This is a genomic window from Paenibacillus sp. LjRoot153 (assembly GCF_964253085.1).
Taxonomy (GTDB): domain Bacteria; phylum Bacillota; class Bacilli; order Paenibacillales; family NBRC-103111; genus Paenibacillus_E.
Window position 1 is genome coordinate 1,796,811 of the sequence record NZ_CAXUQH020000001.1, and the last position, 25,403, is coordinate 1,822,213.

The window sequence follows — 25,403 nt, forward strand, 5'->3', positions numbered from 1 at the left end:
TTATCTTGTTCCACCAACCTTTTCATACACCAGTCTAAGTAAGGAATATGCGAAGAAGAGACTCATGATGACAGCAAAAGCACCAACAAAGACCATCGCACTTATCGGAAAGATAAGTTTTAGATAGCTCAAAAGGGGTGAATTCGCCTCATAGTACGGCAAGAATACAGCCTGGGGACTTCGAAATCGCTGCATAGGCTCCCAAATCAGGAGAACAATAGCAGCAGAGAGAATGCCATGGAGGAGGCGGGCAAACAAGAACGGAAGATAGCGCATGTTTGTATGGCTTAACAAGCTGACGATTTGAGCATGCACGGACATGCCGGCCCAGGAGAGGATGAAGGCGCCTATCGCGACTTTACTGGAAAGGGCTATCTCAGCGGGGGCACCACCTGCAGCTTTAGCGCCGAGTGTAACTTCGAACAACCCATTCATGATGGCTTGCGAGAGTTCATGCGGTAAGCCCGTGATCGTTAAGAGGGTAGTGATCAGCATGTAGAAAACATTCATCACCTGAGCAGAAGTGAGGACCTCAAGAACAACCGAGAAGAAGACAACAAGTCCACCTACAACGAACATTAAACGCAAAGATTGCACAATAGATTGACTTAACAACGTCCCTAGAGGTCTTCCATCCTGTATTCTCGCGTTGTGCATAGTCTCAAAGGCTTGCTTCCATACAGGACCTCTTTCCTTAAGTGGTTGAGGTGTGGGTAACGCCTTCCTGCCATGAAACCGCATGACGAGGCCAATAATGAAAGAACCTCCGTAATGGGCAATGGCTAAAATAAAAGCTAATGATGCGTCGTGGAAAAATCCAATCGAAACGGCTCCGATCAGAAATATCGGATCCGAACTTGTTGTGAATGCAACAAGCCGTTCACCTTCTTCCCGGTTGACCAGCTTCTGTTCCCAGAGCTGCGCTGTTAGCTTTGCACCGACAGGGTAGCCGGCAGCAAAACCCATAGCCATCACGAAACCGCCAATCCCAGGGATACGGAAAACGGGACGCATCATTGGATCAAGCAGTGTGCCGAAGAAATGAACGATTCCGAAGCCAAGCATAATTTCGGAGATGACGAAGAATGGGAATAGAGCTGGGAAGAGCACATCCCACCAAATGGAAACGCCGCGCAAAGCAGCTTGAAACCCGTCATGAGGGAACAGGACTAAGCATACAATGATGGCTATAATAACAAATGATATAAGTAAGGCCGGGGTGAAGTTTTGTTTCGGCATAGACGGTAGATACCTCCTCTTATTCAACTATATGAATAAGCTTGGACATACATGCCGTCCCGAAATTCTTGAAATAGTAGGTTATATATGTTTCACATAATTTCTTATGTGGTAAACACCCACGTCCAAGTAGGACTGAGTGTCTGTATATTTTGGTCCATGGGACTGTTCAGTCCTTGTTTTTATGGTAAAATAGAACTAGTAAAACTTAAACTTAAATCCTATACGTCGGGAGTGATTCAAATGACAGGTGTCATTGCCGGATTGGTTGTCTGTATGTTCGTGTTTGTCATTCGAGAAACGCTCATGCACGCAGGGGACGAGGATTTAGAGAACTATTGAATATGAATTGCGAGGTTCCTTTGTATGTCAGAGAGCAAAAACAGAACCATATTTGAGTTAATGGGGGGGCGGAGACGGTAAGTCGTTTGGTAGAGGCCTTCTATCCGAAAGTACAGCAGCACCCGTTACTTTCGCCGCTTTTTCCAGCTAACATAGACCCAGTAATAGAGAAACAGACGTTGTTTCTGACCCAATTTTTCGGTGGCCCAACCTTGTACTCCGATCGCCATGGTCATCCGATGATGCGAGCTAGGCATATGCCTTTTCCGATTACAAGAGAGCGTGCGGATGCATGGTTATCTTGTATGACAGAAGCGATGGCTGACATAGGCATGCCGGATGATTTACAGGCTTTTCTCATAGAACGGCTTAGAGGTTCTGCCTATCATTTCATCAACACACCTGAGGAAGACTAGTCCGTTCTTCCTTCCACATTAATTAGGGAAAAAGGCGGGATTTCAAGTGGTCGAACCCTTATATGAAATATCAGTGACATGCACCTATTGTACCAATACGTTTAAGTCGAAGAAGGTTCGACCTAGCTTCAAGAAGGCAAGTAAATCAGATACGGATTTCTGTCTTCACTATAAAGATATTAATCCAGATTACTACGTTGTGCGGATCTGTCCTTTTTGCGGTTATGCCCATACGGAGAACTTCTCGGATAAATGGACTTCAGGGGAACGAGCCATATTCCATGAAAAAGTAGCTCAGAACTGGTCGATGCGCGATTATTGCAAGGAGAGAACGTGGGAAGATGCTCTTCAGTGCTTTAAGCTAGCGCTTCTAAGTGCCCAAATCAAAAATGAGAAGTCACGTGTGGTTGCTGGTTTATTGCATCATTTGGCTTGGCTTTACCGGATTAAAGGTGACTGGGAGCAAGAAGAACGTTTCCTCTCATTTGCGCTAGAGGCCTATGTGAATGTCTTCGAAACCGAAGGTATGGATTTGAATAATGCGAAGCTTATGTATCTAATGGGTGAGCTGAACCGGAGATTAAAACGTTTTACAGATGCTGTCAAATGGTTTTCGCGGATCATTAATGATCGTAAGATTATGGACGCCGGGATGATTAGGGCTAGTCGTGAACAATGGGTGACAACTCGTGAAGATATGCTCGCTATGCGTTTAGAACTGCCGGATGAGATGAAACAAGCTACGTAATGGCAGAATAGATAGGCAAGAAAACAAAATGAACGCTTAGCCATAATACGGTATCCTACCGGATGGTTAAGCGTTCATTTTTTGTGCGATTCCCTGTTGATGTTTGAATAGCGTGGGACGGTTTTTGCCGGTATGCTTGGACTGGTAAAGGGCATGATCAGCTTCCGATATCAGTGTTTTAAGATCCATGTGTGGAGAGTCAGATGTTGAGATCCCGATGGAAATGGAGATGGGGGCCGCTTCCAATCCGTTCTTTTTATAGAGAAATAATTCCGCAATGGAGGTACATAAGGTTTGGCCGTAGCTAAGGACTCGAGCAGGGTCTGTTTCTGTACAGAGCAGAATAAATTCTTCTCCCCCATACCTCGCAAGGTAATCTTGCTCATGAATCAAATGACGTAGAACAGAGCTTACTTCTTGGAGTAATTGATCCCCTTCTAAATGTCCGAATCGATCGTTATACAGCTTGAAATTATCGAGATCAATCATCATGATAGATACATTACGCTTATGTAGGGTACTCTGAGCGATGGGCATAAAGCTTCTTAAGTTGGGCAACTTGGTTAATCCATCTTGATTCGCCTGCATTTCAAGCTTGCGTTGCAGTCGCCAATTGTTGTTCTCGTCATTCACCATAATGATGATCATGAAGAGGGTGGCGGACGTAATGGCAAACATGAACAATTGATCAAGCGTATAGGACCAAGATAAGCTGCGTTCCAGGAAGCTGTGGGAAAGTAAGCGCATAATGAATACGAAACCACATATTTGCAGGGCAAGTCGAATAGGAATGTCCAAGAAGCCATTGCGGTATTCTTTGTTATGGAAAAAGGAGCTAATGAAGGCTGGGGCAATGAGGTCTTGTGCGATGATGAACCAGGCTTGATTTTCTTGTGAGATAAGACTAGAACCAGCAGGCAATATGGTTGAGAAGAGGGCAACAGGTAATCCATATCGCAATCCGGCCATGAAGATGGGTAACGAACGAAGATCGATTAAGCCGAATGTCTCTGGAAGTGGAACCAGCATCATGACGATGCTGGCTAACCCTGTAAGCAATGAAGCAAATAGATGTTCGTGCGAATCAATTAACATCTTGCTATGAACCTTCAAGGCTAAATAATTTAAGGTCACTAATGTACATGCGCTTGTCAAAGGAATGAGGTACTCATTCATAAAGGTTCGTTTGCTCCTTGCAATGAACTACGAATTATGTTTATTTCGTACCGCGGTGTCCGCTAGTAAATAATCTCGATCTGTGTCCACAAGTGTCAATTTGTTATGACAACAGGGGAAGACAAGCAGTTTCTTCTTACCTTGGTGTATGGAGTCGAGCTCATGGATTTTGAGCGGCAGCAAGACATTTGAGCTTAGACAGAATGGACATTGGGCCACGTAAATGTCCTTCATGATGATGTCATAAGGCCAGGTGTTAGCAAAAGGTATCAAGGCTACTTCGATTCCGAGTCGCTCGTGTCTGACGATGTGCTTTTCGCGAGCTCTGCTAATTTCTGAAGAAGAATATGTTGTGGCATATGCATGAGATGTTCTAAAGGTACTTTAAGCTGCTCAGCTAACTTAACAGCGGTTTCAGGAGAAATTTGTAACGGTTTCATTATTAAGAAATCACCCATCCTGTTCCGATTTAGTCCGAAGGAACTATACATAATTGAATCATACTTTTTGAAGAGAAGCAATGAGGAAGATGTGGATAGTTGGCGAATGGCTAGTGGATATGATTTAATTAATAGTGGAAAGGAAAGGTGATCGCATTGTTAACATTACCTCTTAATCAAACATGGAATCTTGAAACATTTTTCCCTGGAGGAAGTGATTCTCCTGCATTCGCTGCACACCTGAAGAAGCTTCAGGAGTCCATTGCATCTTTTCAAGAGCAAGTACGTCGTACAGCTTCTCCGCAAAGCGTAGAGGATACCTCGTCGCTGGCACAATTGATTGAATTGCTTCAGCATAATGTGATGCATATTCACGAGGCAGATTCCTTCGTGGGGTGTTTGCAAGCGGACAATCAGAAGGATAAGAAAGCACCTGTGTTAAGTGGGCAAGTCAAAAGCTTATATGCCGAGCACTTATCTTCCCTTACTCATTTTGATCAGATTCTGACAGGAGTCCCAGATCAGGTATGGGCAGCCGTGTTGCAACAAGAGCCCTTTCAAGCTATCGCCTTTTCGCTCGATGAACGTCGCGCACTGGCTAAAGAGAAGCTCCCGCCTGAGCAAGAAGCTTTAATTAATGATTTGGCCGTAGATGGCTATCATGGGTGGAGCGATTTGTATAATTCGACCGTAGGTCAATTCAGCATGGCTGTTGAAGTCGATGGTAAGCAGGTTGAATTATCCGCAGGTCAAGCTTTTAATAAGCTGCATACCGAGAATCGTGAAGAACGTTTAGACCTATTTGATAAATGGGAACAAGCATGGACGGATAAAGAAGAATACTGTGCAGAAGCATTAAATCACTTGGCTGGCTTCCGTCTTCAAGTTTATAAGGCAAGAGGCTGGAAAAGCATACATAAAGAACCACTTGCAATCAACCGCATGGAAGAAAAGACATTGAACGTGATGTGGGACGTCATTGACCGCAATAAGGGACTTTTCGTGGAGTATCTAAATCGAAAAGCGAAGCTGCTTGGCGTTGATAAGCTGGCTTGGGTTGACGTGGATGCGCCGCTTGGCGATTCATCCAAGAAGATTTCCTATGACGAGGGTGCGAGTCTGATCATTGATCAGTTCAAGCGGTTTAGTCCGAAGCTTGCTGCCTTCTCTGAAGAAGCTTTCGAGAAGCGCTGGATCGAAGCAGAGGATCGCCCTGGAAAGCGCCCTGGCGGCTTCTGTACCTCATTCCCGCTTGCCGGTGAGACGCGAATCTTCATGACGTATGGCGGGACGTTAAATAACGTCTCTACGCTCGCTCATGAGCTAGGCCATGGCTACCATCAGCATGTCATGACGGATATGCCGGCGCTCGCGCAGGAATATGCGATGAATGTAGCAGAGACAGCTTCTACCTTTGCTGAAATGATCGTAGCAGATGCTGTCGTGAAGAGTGCATCGACAGATGATGAGCGCATTGTATTGCTTGAGGATAAAATCCAGCGGGCTATCGCGTTCTTCATGAACATTCATGCGCGGTTTATTTTTGAGACGAACTTCTATGCTGAACGCAGTCAAGGCTTAGTCAGCGTAGAACGCCTTAATGAGCTCATGGTCGAAGCGCAAAAGCTTGCTTATCGAGATGCATTAAGCAGCTACCATCCGCATTTCTGGGCAGCGAAGGGGCATTTCTACGCGACGGATGTTCCATTCTACAATTTCCCGTATACCTTCGGATACATGTTCTCTGCTGGCATTTATGCAAGAGCCGTGCAGGAAGGTGCTACCTTCGAAGACAAGTACATCTCCTTGCTACGAGATACAGGTAGTATGAACGTAGAGGAGCTAGCGCAAAAGCATTTAGGCGTGGATCTCACGGAGCCTGATTTCTGGCAAAGTGCTGTTGACATGGCTGCGCAAGATGTGAAGCAGTTCATGGAGCTAACCGAATCGAAGGTACGTGTGTAGTAAGTATAGAACAAAGAAACAGCCCCTCATAGAAGGCTCTGAGGGGCTGTTTCTTTTATGTATTATAGCTTAAATATTTGAATGGTTTGCTGCAACTGAGTTACAACCCGCGTCATTTCTTCCGCTTGCGTGACGATGCCCTGTACGGTTGAAATTTGCTCATTCATGGAAGCAGACACTTCTTGCGTACCAGCCGCGGACTCTTCTGTGATGGCTGAAATATTTTCCATCGCTGCAGCGATTTGTCCGGAGCTTTGCAGCATGCTTTCACTTTCTTCTGCAAATCGTGTAATTTCCTCTGAAATAAAGCCAACACTGCCAACAATCTCAGCAAATACAATTTCCGTTTGATCGATTAAGACCGTTTGTTTCTTAACGACATCTTCATTGACTTGAATGCTGCGAATCGCGTCTTGTATACCTTGCTCAATACTTTTTACGAATCCGAAAACTTCACGTGTAAGGGAAGTGGATTCTTCAGCAAGCTTACGTACTTCTTGTGCTACGACAGCGAAGCCTCGGCCGTGTTCACCGGCTCTAGCAGCCTCAATGGATGCGTTGAGGGACAACAGGTTCGTTTGCTCAGCAATCTCGGAAATGGAGCGTGTAACGCTCGTAATACCAGCGGCTTGGCGAGCAAGCATATCAATTGTATCTGAAACCTGTCTAGTTACTTCTACATTTCGTTTCATGCCGACGCCTTGGCTTTCAACCGATGTGCGTCCTTTTTCTACGAGGGTCATCATTAGATCCGAACGGTGTTTCATTTCTTGGGCAGATCCAGCATAATTGACGATTTTCACTTCAATATCTTTGGAAGTGATGGATACGCCCGAGATCTCCTCGGAGATTTGTCCCGCACCAGCAGCTAGCTCATGGGCCGAAATACTCACTTGCTCAAGAACGGTACGAAAGCTTTCATTCTTCACATAAATATCACGGCTTGTCTGGAAAACCTGCTTCGAAATAGAACCTGTATCACGTAAAATATCGCGGAGTTTGTCAATCATTTTGTTAAAGGATTGGCCCAGTTGACCTAGTGAGTCGTCAGACGTGATTGCGACCTTTTGAGAGAAGTCCCCTTTGGAAATGTTAAGGGCAATCCGGGAGATACCATCGATTGGCTCCGTAAGTTGACCTTCAAACCAACGGATGAAGGGAAAGCTTCCAGCTACGATAATGACTAGGAAAATAATGCCAAGTAAGCGGTTCCAGTCTGAGGCGAAAGTTACAATTAACATGAATAGCGAGTTTAAACCAATTAGTGCAAAACAACCAAGTTGTAATTTCTTTCTAAACGATAAGGATGAGATTTGTTCCAATCCGATCGACTCCTCTGCAAAATTTGTTTACTTATGGAGAAAAATAATAGGTGTATTTGAAAATTATATCACCGAACATGGAAACATTCTACAGTTTTTCGACAACAATCGTTCGGTATTTACAAGAAGTTTGGAAATTATAAAGATTAAATATAAAGAATATAGAGAATTATTCAAATATTGGAAATAAACTGTTGAATTATGTAAATCGTCTAGGTATAATAGGTCTACAGTCACAAAATTAACATAATTAGTAAATATACATAATTTAAGGAGGAGTAATACAAAATTGGAACAGTTTACACTCGCGAGACAAATCGATGTGGTATTTCGTAAGATTAAAGATGAGCTTTCTCATGTGAACTCAGGTACAGTGTTTGTTCATATTCGCAACAATGAGATTGGCAAATTTGGTATTAAACATTTGCCGTTTGAAAGCTCAGAGGGTGTATTACCTGCTGCAAAGGCAGGGCTAACAGAAATACAATTCCAAACGTTTCGTCAAATGGCAATCGAGTCACTTAAGCGTAAGAAGAGCTGGACGCATGGGGAAATTATGTTCGACTTCGCTGTAAGAAAAAATGTTATTTCAATAAGTATCATGTTCGAAAGTAATTATAATATGGCTACATTCGCACGAACGATTTAGCACTTATACCCTTTCTATTAGGAGGAAGAACCCCGATCACAATTGTGATTGGGGTTCTTTTTGGCGCAGTACGCGGCCCTTGCCATACGGAATGCACATCGGTGTTCCGAAGATCGGGTCGGTTGTTACCTGACAATCCATATCAAACACCTCACGCAACAAAGGCGCATTTACAATGTCCTCTGGCTTTCCTTCCGCATAAATAGAGCCTTTCTTGATACTGACAATGTGGTGCGCGTAACGGCAAGCAAGATTAATGTCATGCAGAACCATGACAATCGTACGCTGTTCTCTCTCATTCAGTTCGAATAATAAGTCCAATACCTCAATCTGATGCGTAAGATCGAGATAAGTGGTTGGTTCATCTAGGAGTAATGTAGGTGTGTCCTGCGCTAATGTCATCGCGATCCACGCGCGTTGGCGTTGTCCGCCAGAGAGTGAATCTACGGTCCGATCGGCAACATCTAGCATATCGGTTAGCTCGAGTGCTTTCATGACCTTGTTTTCATCCTCTTGGCTCCATTGCTGCAACCAACTTTGATAAGGATAGCGCCCTTGTTTGACAAGTTGTCTGACCGTGAGACCTTCTGGCGCTGTAGGCCCTTGAGGCAAGATGGCCATTCGTCGTGCAATCTCTTTGGTCGAGAGCTTAGCGATCACATGACCGTCCAATAGTATGCTGCCTGAGGTTGGCTTCATAAGTCGAGCAAGTGAGCGGAGCAGTGTGGATTTTCCACAGCCGTTGCTGCCGATAAATACGGTTATTTTACCCTTTGGGATTTGCAGATTTAAGCTTTGGAAAATTGTAGTATCGCCATATGTCAATTGAAGCGTTTGGGCTTCGAGTGCTTGGTCTGAGGTTGTCATAAGCTCGTTCTCCTTTTTCGTAGACATGCGGGTTATCCCCGATTCCTACTGCGATATAGGACGTAGATGAAAATAGGTGCGCCAATGGCTGCCGTAAATACACCTGCTGGTATATCGAGTGGCTTGAACAGGAAACGACCACTTAAGTCTGCAAGCAGCAACAGTAGAGATCCAACGAGTGCAGAAACAGGAATCAAGGAGCCGAAGCTAGGTCCGACAAGTTTTCGTGAAATGTGCGGGGCCATAAGCCCGATGAAGCTTATCGCACCTCCAAAGGCAACAGCCGCTCCGGACAAGGCAACACTAAGCATAATTAACAGAAACCGTTGACGCTGTACATGGCTTCCAACACTCTGTGCAATATCCTCTCCTAGGGACTGGATTGTAATGTGCCGCGCATAGAAGAAAATAACGGGTATCAGCACAGCCACCCAAGGGAGCAAGGGATAAACCGCTTTGGCCCAAGATACGCCATAGATACTGCCAGTCATAAAAGTTAGTGATTGTTGAGCCAGTACTATAGGGCCTGTAAGCATCATGAGATAAGAGACTGCGCTCATCGCAGCTGTAAGCCCAGTCCCAATGAGGACGAGTCGCAGCGGTGTGATGCCATTTTTCCAAGAAAAGAGGTAAACCAGTAAGGTTGCGAGGAATGCCCCTAGTATAGCTGCGACCGGCAGCCAATGAATACTTAGTTTATCTGAGAAAAAAAAGAAGAAAGCTACAGCGCCTAACGTTGCACCGCCTGTTGTTCCAATCGTGTCCGGTGATGTCAGCGGGTTGCGCACGATCCCTTGTAGAATAGCGCCGGCTACCCCTAAAGATGCGCCGATTAGAACAGCTACAATGACACGAGGCAAACGTAATGAGCGAACGATCATCGTACTTGAATCCGTTCCATAGCCGAATACGGCCTTTACGACATTCAAAGGTTTGATCGTAATACTGCCGACACCTGTGCTTATAATCATCATTAGGATGACAGCAAGGAATAGAGATAGCGTGATGATGATGGCTTTTTTGTTTATTAAAAAAGAGTAACTTTTGCTTCGAATCGTAATATCTCGCTTAGAAGTACTCATTTCAGGAGTCCCCCTTTGCGTGCGATGTAGATGAAGAAAGGAACACCAAGGATAGCTGTCATCACACCGACATGGACTTCCTTCGGCATAATAATAAAGCGAGCCCCAATATCTGCGCTTACTAACAGAATACCGCCTAGCACAGCGCAATAGGGAATGACCCATCGGTAGTCAATTCCGACAAGAAAGCGAACAATATGAGGGATCATGAGACCGACGAACACAATCGGACCGGCAACAGCCACAGAACCGCCAGCAAGAATAATAATGATGAGTGCAGTAATTAGTTTAATGTATACGGTTTGTTGTCCTAATCCTTTGGCAATATCATCACCCATGGATAAGACATTGATGTGGGGGGATAGCAGGATCGCTCCGATCCAAGCGAGCAGCATATAAGGATACACGGATTGCAGCATAGCCATTGTACGCCCTTCGACAGAACCTACAAGCCAGTAGAGTACTTGTTCGAAGGCTTTGCCATTACCTAACAATATCCCCTGTGTGAGTGAAGCGAAAAAGGCCGTCATCGCAGCGCCTGCGAGTGTGATCTTCATGGGTGTTAAGCCGTCGCGTCCTAGCGATCCAAGCCCATAGACCAATGTAGCACTCACGGCAGCACCAAAAAAAGCAACCCATGTAAATTGCGTTAGGCTGGATATGTTGAAAAAGCTAACAGCTACAACAATAGCAAATGCAGCCCCAGAATTAATTCCGAAAATGCTCGGCGAAGCGAGTGGATTTCGAGTCATCGCTTGCATAAGTGCACCAGCGACGGCCAAACTGCCGCCAACGAGTGCGGCAATCAAAGCTCTAGGTATTCGTACAGTTTGAATAATAATCGATTCATTTGTTGGTTTGTCAGAAGGATCAAAAGAAGTGATGATTTGATCCCAGGAATACGTTTTGAGGCCGAATCGGACACTGCTAAGTATGAGTATAAGTAGAACACAAACGGCTGCTAGTAAACCGATACTTTTATAAAAATGAGAGAGCCGCTCTGTCGCTGATGTATGCATGATGGTTACCTGCTTCCTTCCTACCTTTCTTGCTTCATATATTTTAAAGTTAACCGTACTCGAAGTCAACGAATATGAGAATCATTATCAAATGTGTTGACAAATAAGGTGCTATTCTAGTACTATGTGCTAGAGAATGAGAATCGTTATCACATTAAAAGTCAACTAGGGGGAACACCATTATTATGTTTAGTAAAAAACACCATGCGTTTGGAAGAGCGTGGGCTCTAATTGCATGTCTCTTTGTTCTTAGTATGATTGTAACTGCATGTGGAGAGAAAGCAGAAACGAAGTCGTCTGCCTCTGCAGCACCGCAAGAAACTGCGAAAGCAGATGCTCCGCGTACAATTAAACACGCTATGGGGGAATCCGTTGTACCTGCGAATCCCAAACGTGTTGTTATTTTGACGAATGAAGGAACAGAAGCTTTACTTGCTCTAGGTATTAAGCCGGTTGGAGCTGTTGAATCCTTCTATGGCAATCCTTGGTTTGAACATTTTAAAGCGGACATGCAAGGTGTTACAACAGTAGGTGTCGAAGGACAACCGAATTTGGAAGTTATCGCGTCACTGAAGCCTGATTTAATTATTGGTAATAAGCTTCGTCAAGAGAAAGTATATGAGCAATTGAAAGCCATTGCGCCGACGGTTTTCTCGGAAACGCTGCGTGGTGAATGGAAGAACAACTTTAGTTTGTATGCAGATGCGTTGAATAAGAAGGCGGAAGGCGACACTGTGATCGCTAGCTTCGATAAACGAATTAATGATTTCAAAGCAAAAGCAGGCGATAAGCTGAAGGAAAAAGTAGCTGTCATCCGGTTTATGGGTGGTAAAACGAGATATTACTATGATGACATGTTCTCGGGCGTTATCTTCAAACAGCTTGGTTTCGCTCGTTCGGATGCAAAAAGTAATGAGAAATCTTTCGAAGACATTACCAAAGAACGTTTAACTGAGCTGGATGCCGCAGATCGCGTATTCTACTTTACGTATGAAACCGGTGATGGCAAAGGAAACAAGCAAGAGCAAGAATGGATGAATGATCCGCTTTGGAAAAATCTAAAAGTGGTGAAAGAAAATAAATTAGTCAAAGTAAATGATGCTACTTGGAATACGGGCGGCGGAGTTCGATCAGCAAACATCATGTTGGATGATTTGTACAAAATCTACGACATTAAATAAGTTGAAAAAAAAGGGCTTTCTCCGAGTATCTACCCGGATGAAGGCCCTTTTGTTGCTTAAGTATTTTGGAGCGAAATTATCTGCTGAATTTATTGCTTGTTCCAGCAAGTTGTTGCTCAGCAATTTGAACGAGACGACGAGTGATGCTGCCTCCGATAGAACCTGTGTCATAAGACGTCATATAACCATAGTAGCCATCTTGAGGAATTTGGATGCCCAATTCTTGAGCAACTTCATACTTCAATTGGTCTAGGGCTGATGAAGCTTGAGGAACTACTAAGGAGTTACTGCTGCGAGATTGTCCTGTAGCCATCTGATATCACCTCCAGTAATAGGTAGTATGAACAATTTTGTTAATATTACTCATTATTTTTTTGGGAATTTAATCCTTTTTATAAAAGCGTAAAAGCAGGAATGTTTCGACTTTGTTATAATGAAAAAATGGAAGTCGGGAAAGTGGGGAGAAAGCATGTTTGAACTAGCAATTAAGGGCTGGTCCTTAGATAAAGATCTGCAAATCATTCAAGCGGATGTTCATATGTCTGTGGATGATAGTTTGATTATTGAAGAACCTTTATGCATTGATGTTGGTCTGCCTGCTTTATTATACAGCGCGCTGAATGACACAGCCCCGAATCGCTTCGCTCCCGCCGATCAGTGGGAGCAGATGCCTTTCTTCGTTTGCGGCTGCGGTGATCCGGAGTGCAGAGGTTTCTCATTCGTTGTGCGACATCTGGCGGATGAACAGCTCGAGCTCTCTTCTGTAGAAGAACGTTCGAACGGTTCGTACCGCGAGTTAGAGACACATGTCATTCCTAGTCGTGAATATCGCCAGCAAATTGTAGACATTGGTGAAACGTATCTTCGGTTTATCGCCGATTTGGATTACCGCCCGTATTTTCAGGATACGGTGAAGGTTGTCGAAGAGCTGGTAGAGCAATTACATCTTAAAATACGGAGTGAATAATATGGCAGCAGTGAAATTTTATGTGGTTTGGGTAGGGCACAAGCCAGGTGTGTATCGTTCATGGGCAGAATGCCAAGCCCAGACGAACGGGTATCCGCAAGCGAAATTCAAATCTTATGAATCCGAAAGTGAAGCGCGTCAAGCACTTGAGAAGGGCTGGCAGAAATCACTTAATTTCGCAGGTAAAGGCACTGGAGGTTCAGCAGCTGGCAAAAAGACAGCAACTCCTGAGTCAGCACCTGAGGTGGACTATGATAGTATTTCTGTGGATGTAGGCTGCTCAGGAAACCCAGGAATCGTGGAGTATAAGGGCGTGGATACGCGGACTGGAGAAATCATTTTCTATCAAGGGCCGATCTCGAAAGGGACGAATAACCTAGGTGAATTTCTTGCCATCGTGCACGGACTAGCTTACCTAAAGAAAAAAGGCAGTAAGCAAACCATTTATACCGATTCAGTTACAGCACTAAGTTGGATTCGCAAAAAGGAAGTATCGACAAATTTGGTTCGAGATGCATCTACGGAAGAAATTTGGACCTTGGTGGATCGCGCATTGAAATGGCTGCATACGAATACCTACACGAATAAAATCGTCAAATGGGATACGAAAAAATGGGGCGAAATCAAGGCGGATTTTGGCAGGAAGTAATTCAGTTCATCTCGAACGCTCAAACGAAAATGTCGAAAAATATCATAATATATTGACGAAAATCCCCTCTAATGCTAATATACAGTAATTCCTACTAAATGACTCGGCATAATATTCTGATTAAAATAGTAGGAAATACAGAGAGCGATGATTATCGGGAGGGAAATTCATGAAAAGAACCAAATTACTTAACGTTTTTATTAGTTTAGCTTTAGTAGGAAGTGTACTAGCCGCTTGCGGACAAAAAGACAGCAGCGCAGGAGCATCACCTGCAGCGACTACAGCGACTACAGCAACTGCAAGTGCTTCTAACTTAGCTGGAAAGAAAATTGCACTTATTATGCAATTCAATACAGGAACGTTTTCTTCACAATATGTTGAGGGTGTGAAAGAACAAGTAGAAAAGCTAGGCGGTAAAGTTACGGTTTTCGCAGCAGATACAGACTTAGCGAAAATGGCTTCTAACTTAGATGCAGCGATTAATCAGAAATTCGACGGTATTCTCGTCGATCATGGTACGGCTGAAGCCCTAGAAGCTGGTGTGAAGAAAGCGATCGAGAAGAAGATTCCTGTTGTTAGCTTTGATTCCATCCTGACAGTTCCAGGTGTAACTTCTTTGGAGCAGGGCGATCAGAAGATGGCTGATGCAACGCTTGAACAGCTTGCTAAAGATGCTGGCGGTAAAGGTAATATCGTTAAAGTATGGGTAGCTGGCTTTGCACCAATGGAGCGCAGACAACTGGCTTACCAAGCTTTCCAAAAGAAATATCCTGACATTAAAGAAATTGCCGCTTTCGGAACAGCGAAGGATCCGGCATTAGATACTCAAACACAAATGGAAGCCATTTTGAAGAAATATCCGAACAAAGGTGATATCACAGCTGTTTGGACGGCATGGGATGAGTTCGCAAAAGGGGCTTCCCGCGCAATTCAACAAGCTGGACGTACAGAAATCAAGGTTTACGGCATCGACTTAAGTGATGAAGATTTGCAGCTTCTACAAGATCCGAAAAGCCCATGGGTAGCTTCCTCTGCGGTAGATCCGAAAGATATTGGTCGTGTACAAGTTCGTTACCTGTATCAAAAGCTGCATGGCGATCAAACGCCTGAGAAAGTGGTTCTTGATCCAGTTTATGTATCCAGAGATCAACTTCCGAAGGACAAGCAAATCAACACAACACAGCTTAGCGAGTACGTAAAAGGCTGGGGCGGAAGCGAACAAGGCTATACGGACTGGATGAAAGCAGCAGAAAAAAAATAAAGTTCTCCTATGCAGTCCCATCGCTACTATTATGCGATGGGACTTTCAGATTGATAAGCGAGGTGGAAAAAGATGCCGAAGGAACAGACTTCCTTACCTTCATTATTGCAAATGAGGGGAATAACGAAATCCTTCCCGGGTGTAAAAGCGCTGCAGGAGGTTGATTTTGACTTACAGGCGGGAGAAATCCATGCCTTGCTAGGGGCTAACGGTGCTGGTAAAAGCACTTTGATGAAGATTTTATCAGGGGCCTATACGCATGATGCAGGAACGCTTTCTATTAACAATCAACCACTTCACATCCGAACACCTAAGGATGCCATGGGACAAGGCGTGTATTGCGTGTATCAAGAAGTGGATACAGCCTTGGTGCCTGAGTTGACCGTAACGGAAAATGTCATGATAGATAAGCTTGTCCAAGGAGACGCTTGGGTAAATTGGCGGAAGCTGCATAAGGAAGCCGAGGTTATTCTAGCCAAGATGGGAGCGAGCTTCTCCGTACGGAGCAAGCTGGACGAGCTCAGCATTTCGCAGAAGCAGCTGGTGTTGATTGCTAGGGCAATGGCCCATAAAGCGAAGATCATTATTTTCGATGAGCCGACGGCACCGCTCAGCTTGGACGAGTCTGATCGGCTGTTCCGCATAATGGACAGTCTCAAGCAAGAGGGAGTGGGGGTTATCTTTATCTCCCATCGCTTGCAAGAAGTGTTCCGTGTCGCTGACCGGATCACGATTATGCGCGATGGCCGCCACGTGCTCACGCAGGCGGCCACAACTATGGACATCGCAGGCGTGATCGAGGCGATGCTAGGTAAAACCTTCACCGAGGAGTTCCCCAAAGCCAATGTTCCCATTGGCAGTACTCTCCTCGAGGTGAAGGAGCTGCGCCGCGGCACCAAGGTGCGCGGCGTCTCCTTTGAACTCCGCCGAGGGGAAATCCTCGGCGTCGTCGGGTTGGTCGGCGCCGGCAAAACGGAGTTGAGCCGGCTGATCTTTGGCGCCGACGCCGCGGACGGCGGCGAGGTGTGGCTGGACGGGCGCAAGCTCGCGCTGCGCCAGCCGGAAGATGCCGTGCGCGCCGGCATCGCGCTTGTGCCCGAGGAGCGCCGCAAGCAAGGGATCCTCGTGGAGGAGACCGTGAAGCGTAATCTGTCGCTGCCGATTTTGCGTAAGCTGAGTACGCTTGGCTTTGTGAAGCGAAGCGAGGAAAATGCCCACGCCGTAAAAATGGTGGGCCAGCTAGGCGTACAGCCAAGCGATCCCAATCGCACGGTGAAGCATCTGAGCGGCGGGAATCAGCAGAAGGTAGCCGTAGGGAAATGGCTCCCAACGAACGCTGATGTGTACATGTTTGATGAGCCGACCAAAGGGGTCGACGTTGGTGCGAAAAGTGATATTTTCCGCTTAATTGGTCAATTGGCATCGGAAGGCAAGGGGATCATTTATTTATCATGTGAACTCAATGAAATTATAGGAATTGCCGATCGCATCATCGTAATGAGCTATGGGTCTGTGGTGAAGGAGCTGTCCCGCGCGGAAGCGACACAGGATCTCATTTTGACGTATGCGAGCGCGGGGGAGGCTGAATAAGTTGAATAGCTTGAAGGAAAAAAGCTTGGATTTCTCATTTAAATATGGTGCCCTGTTCATCATTGCACTTGTTCTTATCGTATTTTCCATCATCAATGAGAACTTTATGACGTATGACAATATCGCGGATATTTTACGTTCGATCTCGATTGTCATGTTTGTTGCGATCGGTGTGACGTTATCTCAAATTGTGGACGGTTTTGATTTGTCCGTAGGCTCGACGGTTTCTTTATCCACGGTTGCTGCGGCAGCCATGATGGTCTGGTATGAACAACCGCTCGTTCTCGTTATTCTTGTTCCTCTCGTTATTGGAGCGGTCATCGGTATTATAAATTCCCTGCTCATTGTCAGAGTCCGTATTCCGGATTTGCTAGCAACGTTGGCTGTCATGTATATTATCGGCGGTGTCCAGAAGACATATACCAAAGGCTTTTCAATCTATAATAATATGAGATTTCAGGACGGAACTGTGGCTCCAGGGAAGTTTTCACCTGAGTTTCTATGGATCGGTCAAGGGAAACTATTAGGTATTCCTGTCCCTGTTATTCTTATGATTGTGTCCGTTATTGCGGTTCATGTGTTTCTTACTTATACGCGTTGGGGACGCCAACTGTATATCACGGGAGGCAATCGCGAAGCAGCGCGTTTATCTGGTATTTCTGTGAACAAAATCCGCTTCGCTGCTTATGTTCTTTCTGGTATTTTTGCAGCCTTCGGGGGCATCCTGTATGCATCTCGTGTTGGTTCTGGACAAATTGATGCAGGGGCGCCATTGTTGATGGAAGCTGTTGCTTCTGTATTCGTGGGGTACTCCGTTTTAGGTGCAGGGAAACCTAATGTCATCGGAACATTCTTCGGCGCTGTATTGATCGGCGTATTGCTCAATGGACTCACCATGCTCAATGTTCCATATTTCGGGTTCGACATTGTGAAAGGCGGCGTGCTCGTTTTGGCGCTAGCGATTACTTTCGTTCATTTGAATCGGCGTAAAGCTTGAAAATGTTGAAAAGTAGGTTGTTTCCTAGCACATTGGCACTGTATCACACTAAAGTGAGAAATTTTACGAGAAGTGTGGTATGATAGTTTCATTGTTTTCATAACAGATATGAATTCTAGGAGGAATAAAGTATGGCACATCCAAAACAGCGTAGTGACATGATTAAAAAAGGTTTCGACCGCGCTCCACACCGTAGCTTACTACGTGCAGCCGGCGTTAAAGAGGAAGATTTCGGCAAGCCGTTTATTGCGGTTTGTAACTCTTATATAGACATTATTCCTGGACACGTTCATTTGCAAGAATTTGGTAAGCTTGTGAAAGAAGCGATTCGCGAAGCAGGCGGTGTTCCATTCGAGTTCAACACAATCGGTGTTGACGATGGTATTGCGATGGGGCATATCGGGATGCGTTATTCCTTGCCAAGCCGTGAGATTATTGCGGATTCCTTAGAAACAGTAGTTAACGCGCATTGGTTTGATGGCATGGTCTGTATTCCTAACTGTGATAAAATTACACCGGGTATGATCATGGGTGCTCTCCGCGTTAACATCCCAACGATGTTAGTAAGCGGTGGACCGATGAAAGCTGGTAAAGATAAAAACGGTAAATCGATTTCCCTTTCTTCCGTATTTGAAGGCGTTGGTGCTTTCCAAGCGGGTAAATTGGATGAAGCTGGCCTTGAAGAGCTAGAACAATATGGTTGTCCAACTTGTGGATCATGCTCCGGTATGTTCACAGCGAACTCCATGAACTGTCTAGCTGAAGGTCTTGGACTTGCAATGCCGGGTAACGGTACAATTCTTGCTGTTGCTGAAGAGCGTAAGCAATTCGTTAAAGATTGCGCGAAACAATTGATGGTTCTGATCGAGAAAGACATCAAGCCGCGTGATATCGTAACGATTGATGCGATTGATAACGCATTTGCTTTGGATATGGCGATGGGAGGATCCACGAACACGGTTCTTCACACATTGGCTATCGCGGCTGAAGCGGGTATCGAGTATCCGATCGCTCGTATTAACGAAGTAGCAGAGCGCGTTCCTCACCTTGCGAAAATTGCTCCAGCATCCGATTACCACATCGAAGATGTGCATTTGGCAGGCGGTGTGAGTGCGGTAATTAATGAGTTGCTCAAAAAACCAGGTGCTTTCAACGGTGATTGTCTATCCGTTACAGCACAAACACTTCGCGAGAATGTGGCTGGACGTGAAATTCAGAACTTTGACGTGATTCGTCCACTTACGAACCCACACAGTGAGCGCGGTGGTCTAGCTGTTCTGTTCGGTAACTTGGCTCCAGAAGGCAGTATCGTAAAAGTTGGTGCCGTTGATAAGTCCGTTGGCGGACGTCACGTTGGTCCAGCGATCTGTTTCGACTCCCAAGACGAAGCTTTGTACGGTATCGCAAACGGTAAAGTAAAAGAAGGACACGTTGTTGTCATTCGTTACGAAGGACCGAAAGGTGGACCTGGTATGCCAGAAATGTTGGCACCAACGTCCCAAATCGTAGGTATGGGTCTGGGCGCGAAAGTTGCCTTGATCACCGACGGACGTTTCTCCGGCGCATCCCGCGGGATCTCGCTTGGACATATGTCCCCAGAAGCTGCTGAAGGTGGACCACTTGCTTTCGTACATGATGGCGACATCATCGACGTAGACATGGATGGACGCAAAATTGAATTGCAAATCAGCGATGAAGAATTTGCGAAACGTCGTGAGACATGGACAGGTTTCCAACAGAAGATTACTTCTGGCTACTTGGCTCGTTACACCAAAATGGTAACAAACGCTAGTGCCGGTGCTATTTTGAAAATCTAATTGATATAAGACAACAGCCCTCTTCTCATGCAACGGAAACGTTGGTGGGAGGAGGGCTTTTTATTGTAATCATATGAGGCGAAAATGCTGCCAGATGTAGCGTGTTCTTCAGACTAATAGCCAGCCGCTATGCAAGAAAAAAGTGCATAAACAACAATGAACCTGTCAGAACCGTAATCGCTACGACAACCGAAAGCGTTAATACAAATCGTGCCTTGAAAATCGAAAGCATCATTAATGTACTTTTCACATCGATCATAGGGCCGAATACTAAGAAGGCGAGCAGAGAGCCAGGTGAGAATGACTTGGCGAAGGAGACCGCGACGAAGGCATCTGTCGTTGAACATAAGGAGAGCAGGTAAGCGAAGCCCATCATGAACACATGTGAGATGAAAGCACCTTGGCCGATCGCACTCAGGCTGTCCTGTGCCACAAATGTCTGTATCAGAGCTGTCAGCAAGGCGCCTAGCATCAAGTACTTGCTCATCTCGAATAGCTCGGAGGAGCCGTGGCTGACCATCGTCATGAGGCGGCTACCGCCGTGGGAGTGATTGTGGCCATGATGGTCATGTCCATGATTGTGACTATGATCATGAGCATGACTGTGGTCGTGTTTGTGATCGTGATCGTGATCGTGATCGTGATCGTGATCGTGGCTGTGATGAAGATCATACTGGTCGATGTGTTGGCTTCCATGTGCGTGGTTATGGCGATGTGTCAAGCTTGCTGCTGCAGGCTCAATTGGGTGCCGCAATGGATTGCTCTTGAGGAAACGCGTGAGCAGGAAGCCGATCACAAGCGCAACACCAAAGGTGAGCCCCATACGAGAATAGGCCATAGCTGGATTGCCGCGGAAAGCCATCCAAGTGGAAGCAAAGACAATGGGGTTAAGGATAGGTCCCACTAGAATGAAAATGACAGCGATGTAGACCGGCATGCCTTTGCGCATCAGCCTGCGTACGAAAGGGATCATGCCACACTCGCACAGAGGAAACATAATCCCCAGCGCACAGGCGAATAAGACGCCGCCGAGGGGATGTTTGGGTGTTATTCGCCCAATGACTCCCTCAGGAATGAAGTTTTCTACGATCGTAGATAGCAGTACACCGAGAATCATGAATGGAAGCGCATCTAAGAAGATGTCCATAAAAGCCATAAAGACATGGCTGATAGGTTCCATGACCATCCCCATAGGGGGGAGTTGTCTTGTTGTTACAATCAGAAACAAGAGAAACACGCAAATCACCGTGGAGGCAGGAAGGCTCCAGCGGTATAGAGTTGAGGACAATGCAATGACACCCCTTTGCCGAAGGAATTGGTATGTAACTATCCTATGTACATGCTGGGCTATCTAGGACAATGTCCTTGATTGACATTGCTACTTAAGCGTGTATAATAATAGGAAATCAATTGCGATGATAGGAACAAGTACGTTTGTCTCCCGTTTCTCAGAGAGCCGGTGGTTGGTGCGAACCGGTGAAACAAGCAGACCGAATGGATCCTTGAGCTTGAAGCTGAACACTGTGAGGATTTACCGGAACCTAGGCCGGAAGAAGCTTACAGTTAATTATGCTTAACGGTAGCTCTCCGTTATCAGAGCCTGAAGGTTTACATGCACATAACTTGGGTTATGTAGGTAGACAAATTAGGGTGGTACCACGGTCTCTCGTCCCTTGCGGAGGGAGGCCTTTTTGTTGTCTTTTTTACTGGTTACATTGAAAATCCGTATGATAATAGGAGGTTTTTTGGAATGAAACGTGTACTATCAGGCATGCAATCCAGCGGTCAGCTGACGATTGGCAATTATATTGGCGCACTTCGCAACTTTGTTAAGCTGCAAGAACTGCATCGCTGTTATTTTATGGTGGTCGATATGCATGCGATCACAGTGCCGCAGGATCCAGCGGCGCTCCGCGAACAAACGGAGTCCATTGCTTCGTTATACATTGCTTCGGGTCTAGATCCGAATAAGGCTTCTGTCTTCCTGCAGTCCCATGTTCACGCACATGCAGAGCTAGGCTGGATTATGACGACGCTGACGCATATGGGCGAGCTTGAGCGCATGACACAATTTAAAGATAAGTCCGAAGGCAAGGAATCTGTGGGCGCGGGCTTGTTCACGTATCCATCCCTAATGGCAGCAGACATTTTGTTATATAATGCAGATCTTATACCTGTTGGAGATGATCAAAAACAGCATTTGGAGCTCACGCGTGATTTGGCTAACCGTTTTAATAACCGTTTCGGAGATATGTTTGTAATGCCACAGCCATATATGCCTGAGGTGGGCGCCCGCATTATGTCACTAGATGATGCTTCCAAGAAGATGAGCAAAAGCAGTCCAAATGCTGGAAGTTACATCGCAATGCTCGACGAGCCAGATGTAATTCGTAAAAAGCTTAGTCGTGCCGTTACGGATTCCGGGCGTGAAGTGAAGTATGATCCTCAGAATAAACCTGAGGTTAGTAATCTGATGTCGATTTACTCTCACTTTGCAGAGATGAGTTTAGCGGAGATTGAGGCTCGATATGAGGGGCAAGGTTATGGTCCCTTCAAAAAGGAACTGGCGGAACACATCGTTTCTGTTCTGGAGCCTATCCAGCAGCGCTATCGTGAGATTCGCAGTTCGGGAGCCATTTTTGACATTTTGAAAAAAGGTGCGGACGAAGCTGCCGAAGTGGCGAATCAAACGCTGCTTGAGGTAAAGAAACGGATGGGCTTTATTGTTCGCTAAGCTTATCTTCTACAATTTAAAAAAGCTCAAGTCCCGATGTGTGGGATTTGAGCTTTTTTATCATTCGGAAGGTGTATTTTTCCGACGCATTTTGGCTTTCATTGCGAAGCCGTAACCGATAAACCCTAACGAAATGAGGGAGAAGAGGAGCACCATCCAAGGTTCGCGTAGAGCAATGAATAGGGAAATACAAGCGAGCAGCAGCGTACCAACAACTGCGAATAGGAGAGCGAGTGGTTTACTCATTATAGGTGACCTACTTTCTTGAAGTTCATGACATCTTCTTATATTAAACTTTTTTGAGCGCTGTGCATATAAATTCATTTCCTCCACATACTATCTTTGCAAGCTTGCAAATACATCAAAGATTATAGCTGACTGAAAGGAGTACGATCCTGATGGCACAATCTCGTAGCAACACACTGGTAGTTCCGCAAGCCAATCAAGCTTTAGATCAATTGAAATATGAGGTAGCTCAAGAGCTGGGCATCCAAATTCCTCAAGACGGTTACTATGGAAACATGGCAACTCGTGACACTGGTTCCATTGGTGGTGCGATTACTCGCCGCTTGGTACAAATTGCTGAGCAATCGCTCGCGGGGCAATCTGGGTCTAACTTCCGTTAACTTAGACAATTTGTCTCCGTACTAGCATACCCGAATTATGTAATAATAAAGCCAAGGAGCCTAAATAGCTCCTTGGCTTTTGGTGCGTGCGGTAGTGAGGATGCCCCGTAAAGAACGAGGCCCCTGCAACCATGCAAGGGCCTCATTTCGAATGCATCGAAGATTTTTCAATAAAGATCAACTTTAAGCTTCTTTTCAAGCTTCGTATCGTTCACCCAGCCTACGTAAGAATCAAGTGTTTGGAAATTGTGATCCATCCGAATGACGCCGACGAATGGGAATTGCTTACGATGGCGGTAGCGGACATCAGCCCATCTCACTTCATAGCCCCACCGATGTTCCTTGACTTCAGCGCAGGTGAAGGAGGAGAAATAGAGCAGCGCTTGAATGTCCTCGTGGTGCTTGGAAACTTCGATGGCAGGGTGGTCAGAGCGGGTAATTGTGTCCAGCCATTTGAGCTTGCCATTTTTGAGCTCGCCAAGCTGATAGGTCCCGTCTGTGCACTCTTTCACAACATTCCAGACATAGAGGTTGAATGTTACAATAAGCGTATATTTATCACCAGGCTGATAGGTAGCATCTTTGCGATAAAGACCTTTTTCAATAATAGCATGGTCCAAAGTCCGCCAAATGTAATACAGTGCAAGTAAGCCGTATAAGGTAGGGAAAATCAGCTGTGGCTTCGCTAGATGGAAGGACCACATGAAGATCGCGGCAATGTGACTCGTAAAAATAAAAGGATCGAAGATGTGAATGATGTTCCAGGACACCCATTTTTCCGAAAAAGGTCGAACGGCTTGCGTACCATAGGTATTGAAACAGTCGGTGAACACATGAACGCAAACCGCGATACCGATCCACATAGCGAGATGCAGGACGGATATACCATGGAAAAATGGCGCAAGTGCACCAGTAATCAACAATGTCCATAAGGGGAGGGCTGGCAAGGAATGTGAGCGACCGCGATGATTGCGAATATAAAGAGCATTGCCCTTGAATCGGAGCAGTCCATCAATATCCGGAATCTGAGAACCAACGACAGTTCCAATGAAAACAGCAGTCGTTGCTGCCGTATTTGTGGAAATGCTCGGGTCGATTTGCGAGAGTCCTGCTAATCCTAAGCCAATGACGAGATGAGTGCCTGTATCCAACTGGTTTTCCTCCTAAGTGTTCTGTACACACGGTTTGTTCTGTATCTGGGCTAGGGTCAATTAACATCTTGCTCTTAGTTTACCATTTTAGAGCAAAAAATAAATCAGAAGGAGATCTAAAAATGTCTAAAGTTTTTGTAGAGTATGCCATAAAACCCGAATTTCGTGCCTCATTTCTCATCTATATGCAAGGAATTCAGCGGCGGGAAGGGCGTTTGGAGCTATTGGAGGGGACCGATCAAGAAGGACTTTATGTAGAAATTTGGCATGATATTACGTATGAGGATTACCTAAGGATGAAGGTGGAACGTTTGAATGTTGAACGGATGCGTGAGGGGCAGCATGGCGACTGGGATCAGTGGATCAAAGGCGGAATTCAAAAACTCCACATGTGGCATTTCTCGCCAGCTACCTATTCTTAAAACTAAAAACCGCTGCTCTTTAACCGAGCAACGGTTTTCGTAGGCGATTGGGCTATTATCTGGAGAAAGCTCCGCCCCGGAAAGGGTAGGCGTAATTAAGTTCTTCATCGAACGTGATGTAATCCAAATTCACCATAAGTAATAGGAAACGCATGCCAGTAACTGGATCGCTGATAATGATATGATCACGTCCTGCGGCTTCCAATTTTCCTTTGAAAATTTTGGCGTTCCACTCGGAGTTGTTTTCATATGTCATATAGATGGTTGCCATTTTACCGAGGTTCAAACGAAGAATATTTTCGATATATGATTCTTCGAGCGCTGGAAGCCCAGGCACATTTACTCCTGTTTGTAATCCACTGCCTGGAGGTGTGAGGACCGATCCGGCTGGTGTTTGGGGAACGACTTTATTCGTGATAGCAGTTGGAACGGGGTACGCTGGGTACGGATTGCCATACTGCACTTGCGGCATTGCTTGATTACCTATTTTGTAAGGGTTATTCAACATAATAATATTTTCCTCCTCGAGCTTTCAAACCGAAAGCTTTCTTCTTAAATGTGTTTTTAACAAATGGATGGACTTGCACCCGATTTACGCCTGCATTTCCAACCATCAGCATACCATGTTCCTCTTCGCTCTCAGCTTCAGTTCGGAGTAGACGGTCACTCCTTTCCGCCAACTGAGTTCGCAAAGGTCATTTTCCATAATCATCATATTGTGCTTCTGCCTATTTGGTGACGAA

The 25,403-nt window shown here is 45.5% G+C and carries 28 protein-coding genes and 1 other annotated feature; of the genes, 14 read left to right on the forward strand and 14 right to left on the reverse strand.

The window, feature by feature from the left end; translation table 11 throughout:
• Positions 1-1,239: a sporulation integral membrane protein YlbJ gene (gene ylbJ / locus ACSQ8P_RS07915; RefSeq protein ID WP_436234684.1), complete on the reverse strand. Its 1,239-nt coding sequence runs from the start codon at positions 1,237-1,239 to the stop codon at positions 1-3.
• Positions 1,240-1,667: 428 nt separating this feature from the next.
• Between ylbJ and ACSQ8P_RS07920 the strand changes: the two genes are divergently transcribed.
• Positions 1,668-1,997, forward strand: coding sequence for a globin (locus ACSQ8P_RS07920; RefSeq protein WP_436234685.1), 330 nt, complete (start codon positions 1,668-1,670; stop codon positions 1,995-1,997).
• Between the two features lie 46 nt (positions 1,998-2,043).
• On the forward strand, positions 2,044-2,745 hold the full coding sequence (locus tag ACSQ8P_RS07925; protein WP_436234686.1) for a DUF2225 domain-containing protein: 702 nt from the start codon (positions 2,044-2,046) through the stop codon (positions 2,743-2,745).
• A 66-nt stretch (positions 2,746-2,811) separates the two neighbouring features.
• On the opposite strand, the gene ACSQ8P_RS07930 is transcribed toward ACSQ8P_RS07925, so the two are convergent.
• The 3 genes from ACSQ8P_RS07930 to ACSQ8P_RS07940 are packed head-to-tail and all read right to left on the reverse strand — an operon-like array spanning position 2,812 to position 4,361.
• Positions 2,812-3,921, reverse strand: a complete 1,110-nt coding sequence (locus ACSQ8P_RS07930; RefSeq protein WP_436234687.1) for a GGDEF domain-containing protein — start codon at positions 3,919-3,921, stop codon at positions 2,812-2,814.
• A gap of 27 nt (positions 3,922-3,948) precedes the next feature.
• Complete coding sequence (locus tag ACSQ8P_RS07935) at positions 3,949-4,194, reverse strand: hypothetical protein (RefSeq protein WP_436234688.1); 246 nt, start codon at positions 4,192-4,194, stop codon at positions 3,949-3,951.
• A gap of 2 nt (positions 4,195-4,196) precedes the next feature.
• On the reverse strand, positions 4,197-4,361 hold the full coding sequence (locus ACSQ8P_RS07940; protein WP_436234689.1) for a YycC family protein: 165 nt from the start codon (positions 4,359-4,361) through the stop codon (positions 4,197-4,199).
• Positions 4,362-4,517: 156 nt separating this feature from the next.
• Here ACSQ8P_RS07940 and ACSQ8P_RS07945 point away from each other — a divergent pair, with 156 nt between their 5' ends.
• A complete protein-coding gene (locus ACSQ8P_RS07945) occupies positions 4,518-6,326 on the forward strand; it encodes a M3 family oligoendopeptidase (RefSeq protein WP_436234690.1) in 1,809 nt (602 codons plus the stop codon).
• 62 nt (positions 6,327-6,388) lie between these two features.
• On the opposite strand, the gene ACSQ8P_RS07950 is transcribed toward ACSQ8P_RS07945, so the two are convergent.
• On the reverse strand, positions 6,389-7,648 hold the full coding sequence (locus ACSQ8P_RS07950; RefSeq protein WP_436234691.1) for a methyl-accepting chemotaxis protein: 1,260 nt from the start codon (positions 7,646-7,648) through the stop codon (positions 6,389-6,391).
• Between the two features lie 289 nt (positions 7,649-7,937).
• On the opposite strand from ACSQ8P_RS07950, the gene ACSQ8P_RS07955 reads away from it, so the two are divergent.
• Complete coding sequence (locus ACSQ8P_RS07955) at positions 7,938-8,297, forward strand: O-methyltransferase (protein WP_436234692.1); 360 nt, start codon at positions 7,938-7,940, stop codon at positions 8,295-8,297.
• A 36-nt stretch (positions 8,298-8,333) separates the two neighbouring features.
• On the opposite strand, the gene ACSQ8P_RS07960 is transcribed toward ACSQ8P_RS07955, so the two are convergent.
• The 3 genes from ACSQ8P_RS07960 to ACSQ8P_RS07970 are packed head-to-tail and all read right to left on the reverse strand — an operon-like array spanning position 8,334 to position 11,265.
• Entirely contained in the window at positions 8,334-9,164 is an 831-nt protein-coding gene (locus tag ACSQ8P_RS07960; protein WP_436234693.1) for an ABC transporter ATP-binding protein, read from the reverse strand.
• Positions 9,165-9,196: 32 nt separating this feature from the next.
• Complete coding sequence (locus ACSQ8P_RS07965) at positions 9,197-10,246, reverse strand: FecCD family ABC transporter permease (protein WP_436234694.1); 1,050 nt, start codon at positions 10,244-10,246, stop codon at positions 9,197-9,199.
• Positions 10,243-11,265 carry a FecCD family ABC transporter permease gene (locus tag ACSQ8P_RS07970; protein WP_436234695.1) on the reverse strand — a complete coding sequence of 341 codons (1,023 nt, stop codon included), beginning with the start codon at positions 11,263-11,265 and terminating at the stop codon, positions 10,243-10,245. Before ACSQ8P_RS07970 ends, ACSQ8P_RS07965 begins: the two co-directional genes overlap by 4 nt.
• A 185-nt stretch (positions 11,266-11,450) precedes the next feature.
• Between ACSQ8P_RS07970 and ACSQ8P_RS07975 the strand changes: the two genes are divergently transcribed.
• Complete coding sequence (locus ACSQ8P_RS07975; protein ID WP_436234696.1) at positions 11,451-12,446, forward strand: ABC transporter substrate-binding protein; 996 nt, start codon at positions 11,451-11,453, stop codon at positions 12,444-12,446.
• A gap of 76 nt (positions 12,447-12,522) precedes the next feature.
• Here ACSQ8P_RS07975 and ACSQ8P_RS07980 read toward each other — a convergent pair whose 3' ends face one another.
• Positions 12,523-12,759 carry an alpha/beta-type small acid-soluble spore protein gene (locus tag ACSQ8P_RS07980; protein WP_056613391.1) on the reverse strand — a complete coding sequence of 79 codons (237 nt, stop codon included), beginning with the start codon at positions 12,757-12,759 and terminating at the stop codon, positions 12,523-12,525.
• 120 nt (positions 12,760-12,879) lie between these two features.
• Between ACSQ8P_RS07980 and ACSQ8P_RS07985 the strand changes: the two genes are divergently transcribed.
• The 6 genes from ACSQ8P_RS07985 to ilvD all read left to right on the forward strand — a co-directional run bounded on the left by ACSQ8P_RS07985 (position 12,880) and on the right by ilvD (position 19,727).
• Positions 12,880-13,413 carry a hypothetical protein gene (locus ACSQ8P_RS07985; protein ID WP_436234697.1) on the forward strand — a complete coding sequence of 178 codons (534 nt, stop codon included), beginning with the start codon at positions 12,880-12,882 and terminating at the stop codon, positions 13,411-13,413.
• Position 13,414: 1 nt separating this feature from the next.
• The gene (gene rnhA, locus ACSQ8P_RS07990; RefSeq protein WP_436234698.1) at positions 13,415-14,062 is read left to right on the forward strand and encodes a ribonuclease H; all 648 of its coding nucleotides are present in this window, start codon (positions 13,415-13,417) and stop codon (positions 14,060-14,062) included.
• 169 nt (positions 14,063-14,231) lie between these two features.
• Positions 14,232-15,323 carry a sugar ABC transporter substrate-binding protein gene (locus ACSQ8P_RS07995; RefSeq protein ID WP_436234699.1) on the forward strand — a complete coding sequence of 364 codons (1,092 nt, stop codon included), beginning with the start codon at positions 14,232-14,234 and terminating at the stop codon, positions 15,321-15,323.
• Positions 15,324-15,395: 72 nt separating this feature from the next.
• Positions 15,396-16,913: a sugar ABC transporter ATP-binding protein gene (locus tag ACSQ8P_RS08000; protein WP_436234700.1), complete on the forward strand. Its 1,518-nt coding sequence runs from the start codon at positions 15,396-15,398 to the stop codon at positions 16,911-16,913.
• A gap of 10 nt (positions 16,914-16,923) precedes the next feature.
• Positions 16,924-17,910, forward strand: coding sequence for an ABC transporter permease (locus ACSQ8P_RS08005; RefSeq protein ID WP_436239477.1), 987 nt, complete (start codon positions 16,924-16,926; stop codon positions 17,908-17,910).
• A gap of 131 nt (positions 17,911-18,041) precedes the next feature.
• Positions 18,042-19,727: a dihydroxy-acid dehydratase gene (gene ilvD, locus ACSQ8P_RS08010; RefSeq protein WP_436234701.1), complete on the forward strand. Its 1,686-nt coding sequence runs from the start codon at positions 18,042-18,044 to the stop codon at positions 19,725-19,727.
• A 127-nt stretch (positions 19,728-19,854) separates the two neighbouring features.
• On the opposite strand, the gene ACSQ8P_RS08015 is transcribed toward ilvD, so the two are convergent.
• The gene (locus ACSQ8P_RS08015; protein WP_436234702.1) at positions 19,855-20,907 is read right to left on the reverse strand and encodes a permease; all 1,053 of its coding nucleotides are present in this window, start codon (positions 20,905-20,907) and stop codon (positions 19,855-19,857) included.
• Positions 20,908-21,133: 226 nt separating this feature from the next.
• Positions 21,134-21,404, forward strand: a binding site (T-box leader).
• Between the two features lie 73 nt (positions 21,405-21,477).
• Between ACSQ8P_RS08015 and trpS the strand changes: the two genes are divergently transcribed.
• Positions 21,478-22,461, forward strand: coding sequence for a tryptophan--tRNA ligase (gene trpS / locus ACSQ8P_RS08020; RefSeq protein WP_436234703.1), 984 nt, complete (start codon positions 21,478-21,480; stop codon positions 22,459-22,461).
• A 60-nt stretch (positions 22,462-22,521) separates the two neighbouring features.
• On the opposite strand, the gene ACSQ8P_RS08025 is transcribed toward trpS, so the two are convergent.
• Positions 22,522-22,707 (reverse strand): DUF5325 family protein, encoded by a 186-nt coding sequence (locus tag ACSQ8P_RS08025; RefSeq protein ID WP_436234704.1) that lies wholly within the window; start codon positions 22,705-22,707, stop codon positions 22,522-22,524.
• A gap of 152 nt (positions 22,708-22,859) precedes the next feature.
• Between ACSQ8P_RS08025 and ACSQ8P_RS08030 the strand changes: the two genes are divergently transcribed.
• On the forward strand, positions 22,860-23,087 hold the full coding sequence (locus ACSQ8P_RS08030; RefSeq protein WP_436234705.1) for a small, acid-soluble spore protein, alpha/beta type: 228 nt from the start codon (positions 22,860-22,862) through the stop codon (positions 23,085-23,087).
• Between the two features lie 167 nt (positions 23,088-23,254).
• On the opposite strand, the gene ACSQ8P_RS08035 is transcribed toward ACSQ8P_RS08030, so the two are convergent.
• Positions 23,255-24,238, reverse strand: coding sequence for a metal-dependent hydrolase (locus ACSQ8P_RS08035; RefSeq protein WP_436234706.1), 984 nt, complete (start codon positions 24,236-24,238; stop codon positions 23,255-23,257).
• 122 nt (positions 24,239-24,360) lie between these two features.
• Here ACSQ8P_RS08035 and ACSQ8P_RS08040 point away from each other — a divergent pair, with 122 nt between their 5' ends.
• Positions 24,361-24,660, forward strand: coding sequence for a hypothetical protein (locus ACSQ8P_RS08040; RefSeq protein WP_436234707.1), 300 nt, complete (start codon positions 24,361-24,363; stop codon positions 24,658-24,660).
• A gap of 55 nt (positions 24,661-24,715) precedes the next feature.
• Here the strand turns inward: ACSQ8P_RS08040 and gerQ are convergent, their stop codons facing one another.
• Both gerQ and ACSQ8P_RS08050 read right to left on the reverse strand, forming a co-directional pair.
• Positions 24,716-25,168, reverse strand: a complete 453-nt coding sequence (gene gerQ / locus ACSQ8P_RS08045) for a spore coat protein GerQ (RefSeq protein WP_436234708.1) — start codon at positions 25,166-25,168, stop codon at positions 24,716-24,718.
• On the reverse strand, positions 25,158-25,352 hold the full coding sequence (locus ACSQ8P_RS08050) for a hypothetical protein (RefSeq protein ID WP_436234709.1): 195 nt from the start codon (positions 25,350-25,352) through the stop codon (positions 25,158-25,160). The genes gerQ and ACSQ8P_RS08050 overlap by 11 nt, the downstream gene beginning before the upstream one ends.
• Positions 25,353-25,403: the final 51 nt, after the last annotated feature.

Excerpts from the sequence above, each read along its gene's own strand:
- ylbJ (WP_436234684.1), bottom strand. The coding sequence starts at position 1,239 with ATGCCGAAACAAAACTTCACCCCGGCCTTACTTATATCATTTGTTATT.
- ACSQ8P_RS07930 (WP_436234687.1), bottom strand. The coding sequence starts at position 3,921 with ATGAATGAGTACCTCATTCCTTTGACAAGCGCATGTACATTAGTGACC.
- ACSQ8P_RS07940 (WP_436234689.1), bottom strand. The coding sequence starts at position 4,361 with ATGAAACCGTTACAAATTTCTCCTGAAACCGCTGTTAAGTTAGCTGAG.
- ACSQ8P_RS07960 (WP_436234693.1), bottom strand. The coding sequence starts at position 9,164 with ATGACAACCTCAGACCAAGCACTCGAAGCCCAAACGCTTCAATTGACA.
- ACSQ8P_RS07965 (WP_436234694.1), bottom strand. The coding sequence starts at position 10,246 with ATGAGTACTTCTAAGCGAGATATTACGATTCGAAGCAAAAGTTACTCT.
- ACSQ8P_RS07970 (WP_436234695.1), bottom strand. The coding sequence starts at position 11,265 with ATGCATACATCAGCGACAGAGCGGCTCTCTCATTTTTATAAAAGTATC.
- ACSQ8P_RS07975 (WP_436234696.1), top strand. The coding sequence starts at position 11,451 with ATGTTTAGTAAAAAACACCATGCGTTTGGAAGAGCGTGGGCTCTAATT.
- ACSQ8P_RS07980 (WP_056613391.1), bottom strand. The coding sequence starts at position 12,759 with ATGGCTACAGGACAATCTCGCAGCAGTAACTCCTTAGTAGTTCCTCAA.
- ACSQ8P_RS07985 (WP_436234697.1), top strand. The coding sequence starts at position 12,880 with ATGAAAAAATGGAAGTCGGGAAAGTGGGGAGAAAGCATGTTTGAACTA.
- rnhA (WP_436234698.1), top strand. The coding sequence starts at position 13,415 with ATGGCAGCAGTGAAATTTTATGTGGTTTGGGTAGGGCACAAGCCAGGT.
- ACSQ8P_RS07995 (WP_436234699.1), top strand. The coding sequence starts at position 14,232 with ATGAAAAGAACCAAATTACTTAACGTTTTTATTAGTTTAGCTTTAGTA.
- ACSQ8P_RS08000 (WP_436234700.1), top strand. The coding sequence starts at position 15,396 with ATGCCGAAGGAACAGACTTCCTTACCTTCATTATTGCAAATGAGGGGA.
- ilvD (WP_436234701.1), top strand. The coding sequence starts at position 18,042 with ATGGCACATCCAAAACAGCGTAGTGACATGATTAAAAAAGGTTTCGAC.
- ACSQ8P_RS08015 (WP_436234702.1), bottom strand. The coding sequence starts at position 20,907 with ATGGAACCTATCAGCCATGTCTTTATGGCTTTTATGGACATCTTCTTA.
- trpS (WP_436234703.1), top strand. The coding sequence starts at position 21,478 with ATGAAACGTGTACTATCAGGCATGCAATCCAGCGGTCAGCTGACGATT.
- ACSQ8P_RS08025 (WP_436234704.1), bottom strand. The coding sequence starts at position 22,707 with ATGAGTAAACCACTCGCTCTCCTATTCGCAGTTGTTGGTACGCTGCTG.
- ACSQ8P_RS08030 (WP_436234705.1), top strand. The coding sequence starts at position 22,860 with ATGGCACAATCTCGTAGCAACACACTGGTAGTTCCGCAAGCCAATCAA.
- ACSQ8P_RS08040 (WP_436234707.1), top strand. The coding sequence starts at position 24,361 with ATGTCTAAAGTTTTTGTAGAGTATGCCATAAAACCCGAATTTCGTGCC.
- gerQ (WP_436234708.1), bottom strand. The coding sequence starts at position 25,168 with ATGTTGAATAACCCTTACAAAATAGGTAATCAAGCAATGCCGCAAGTG.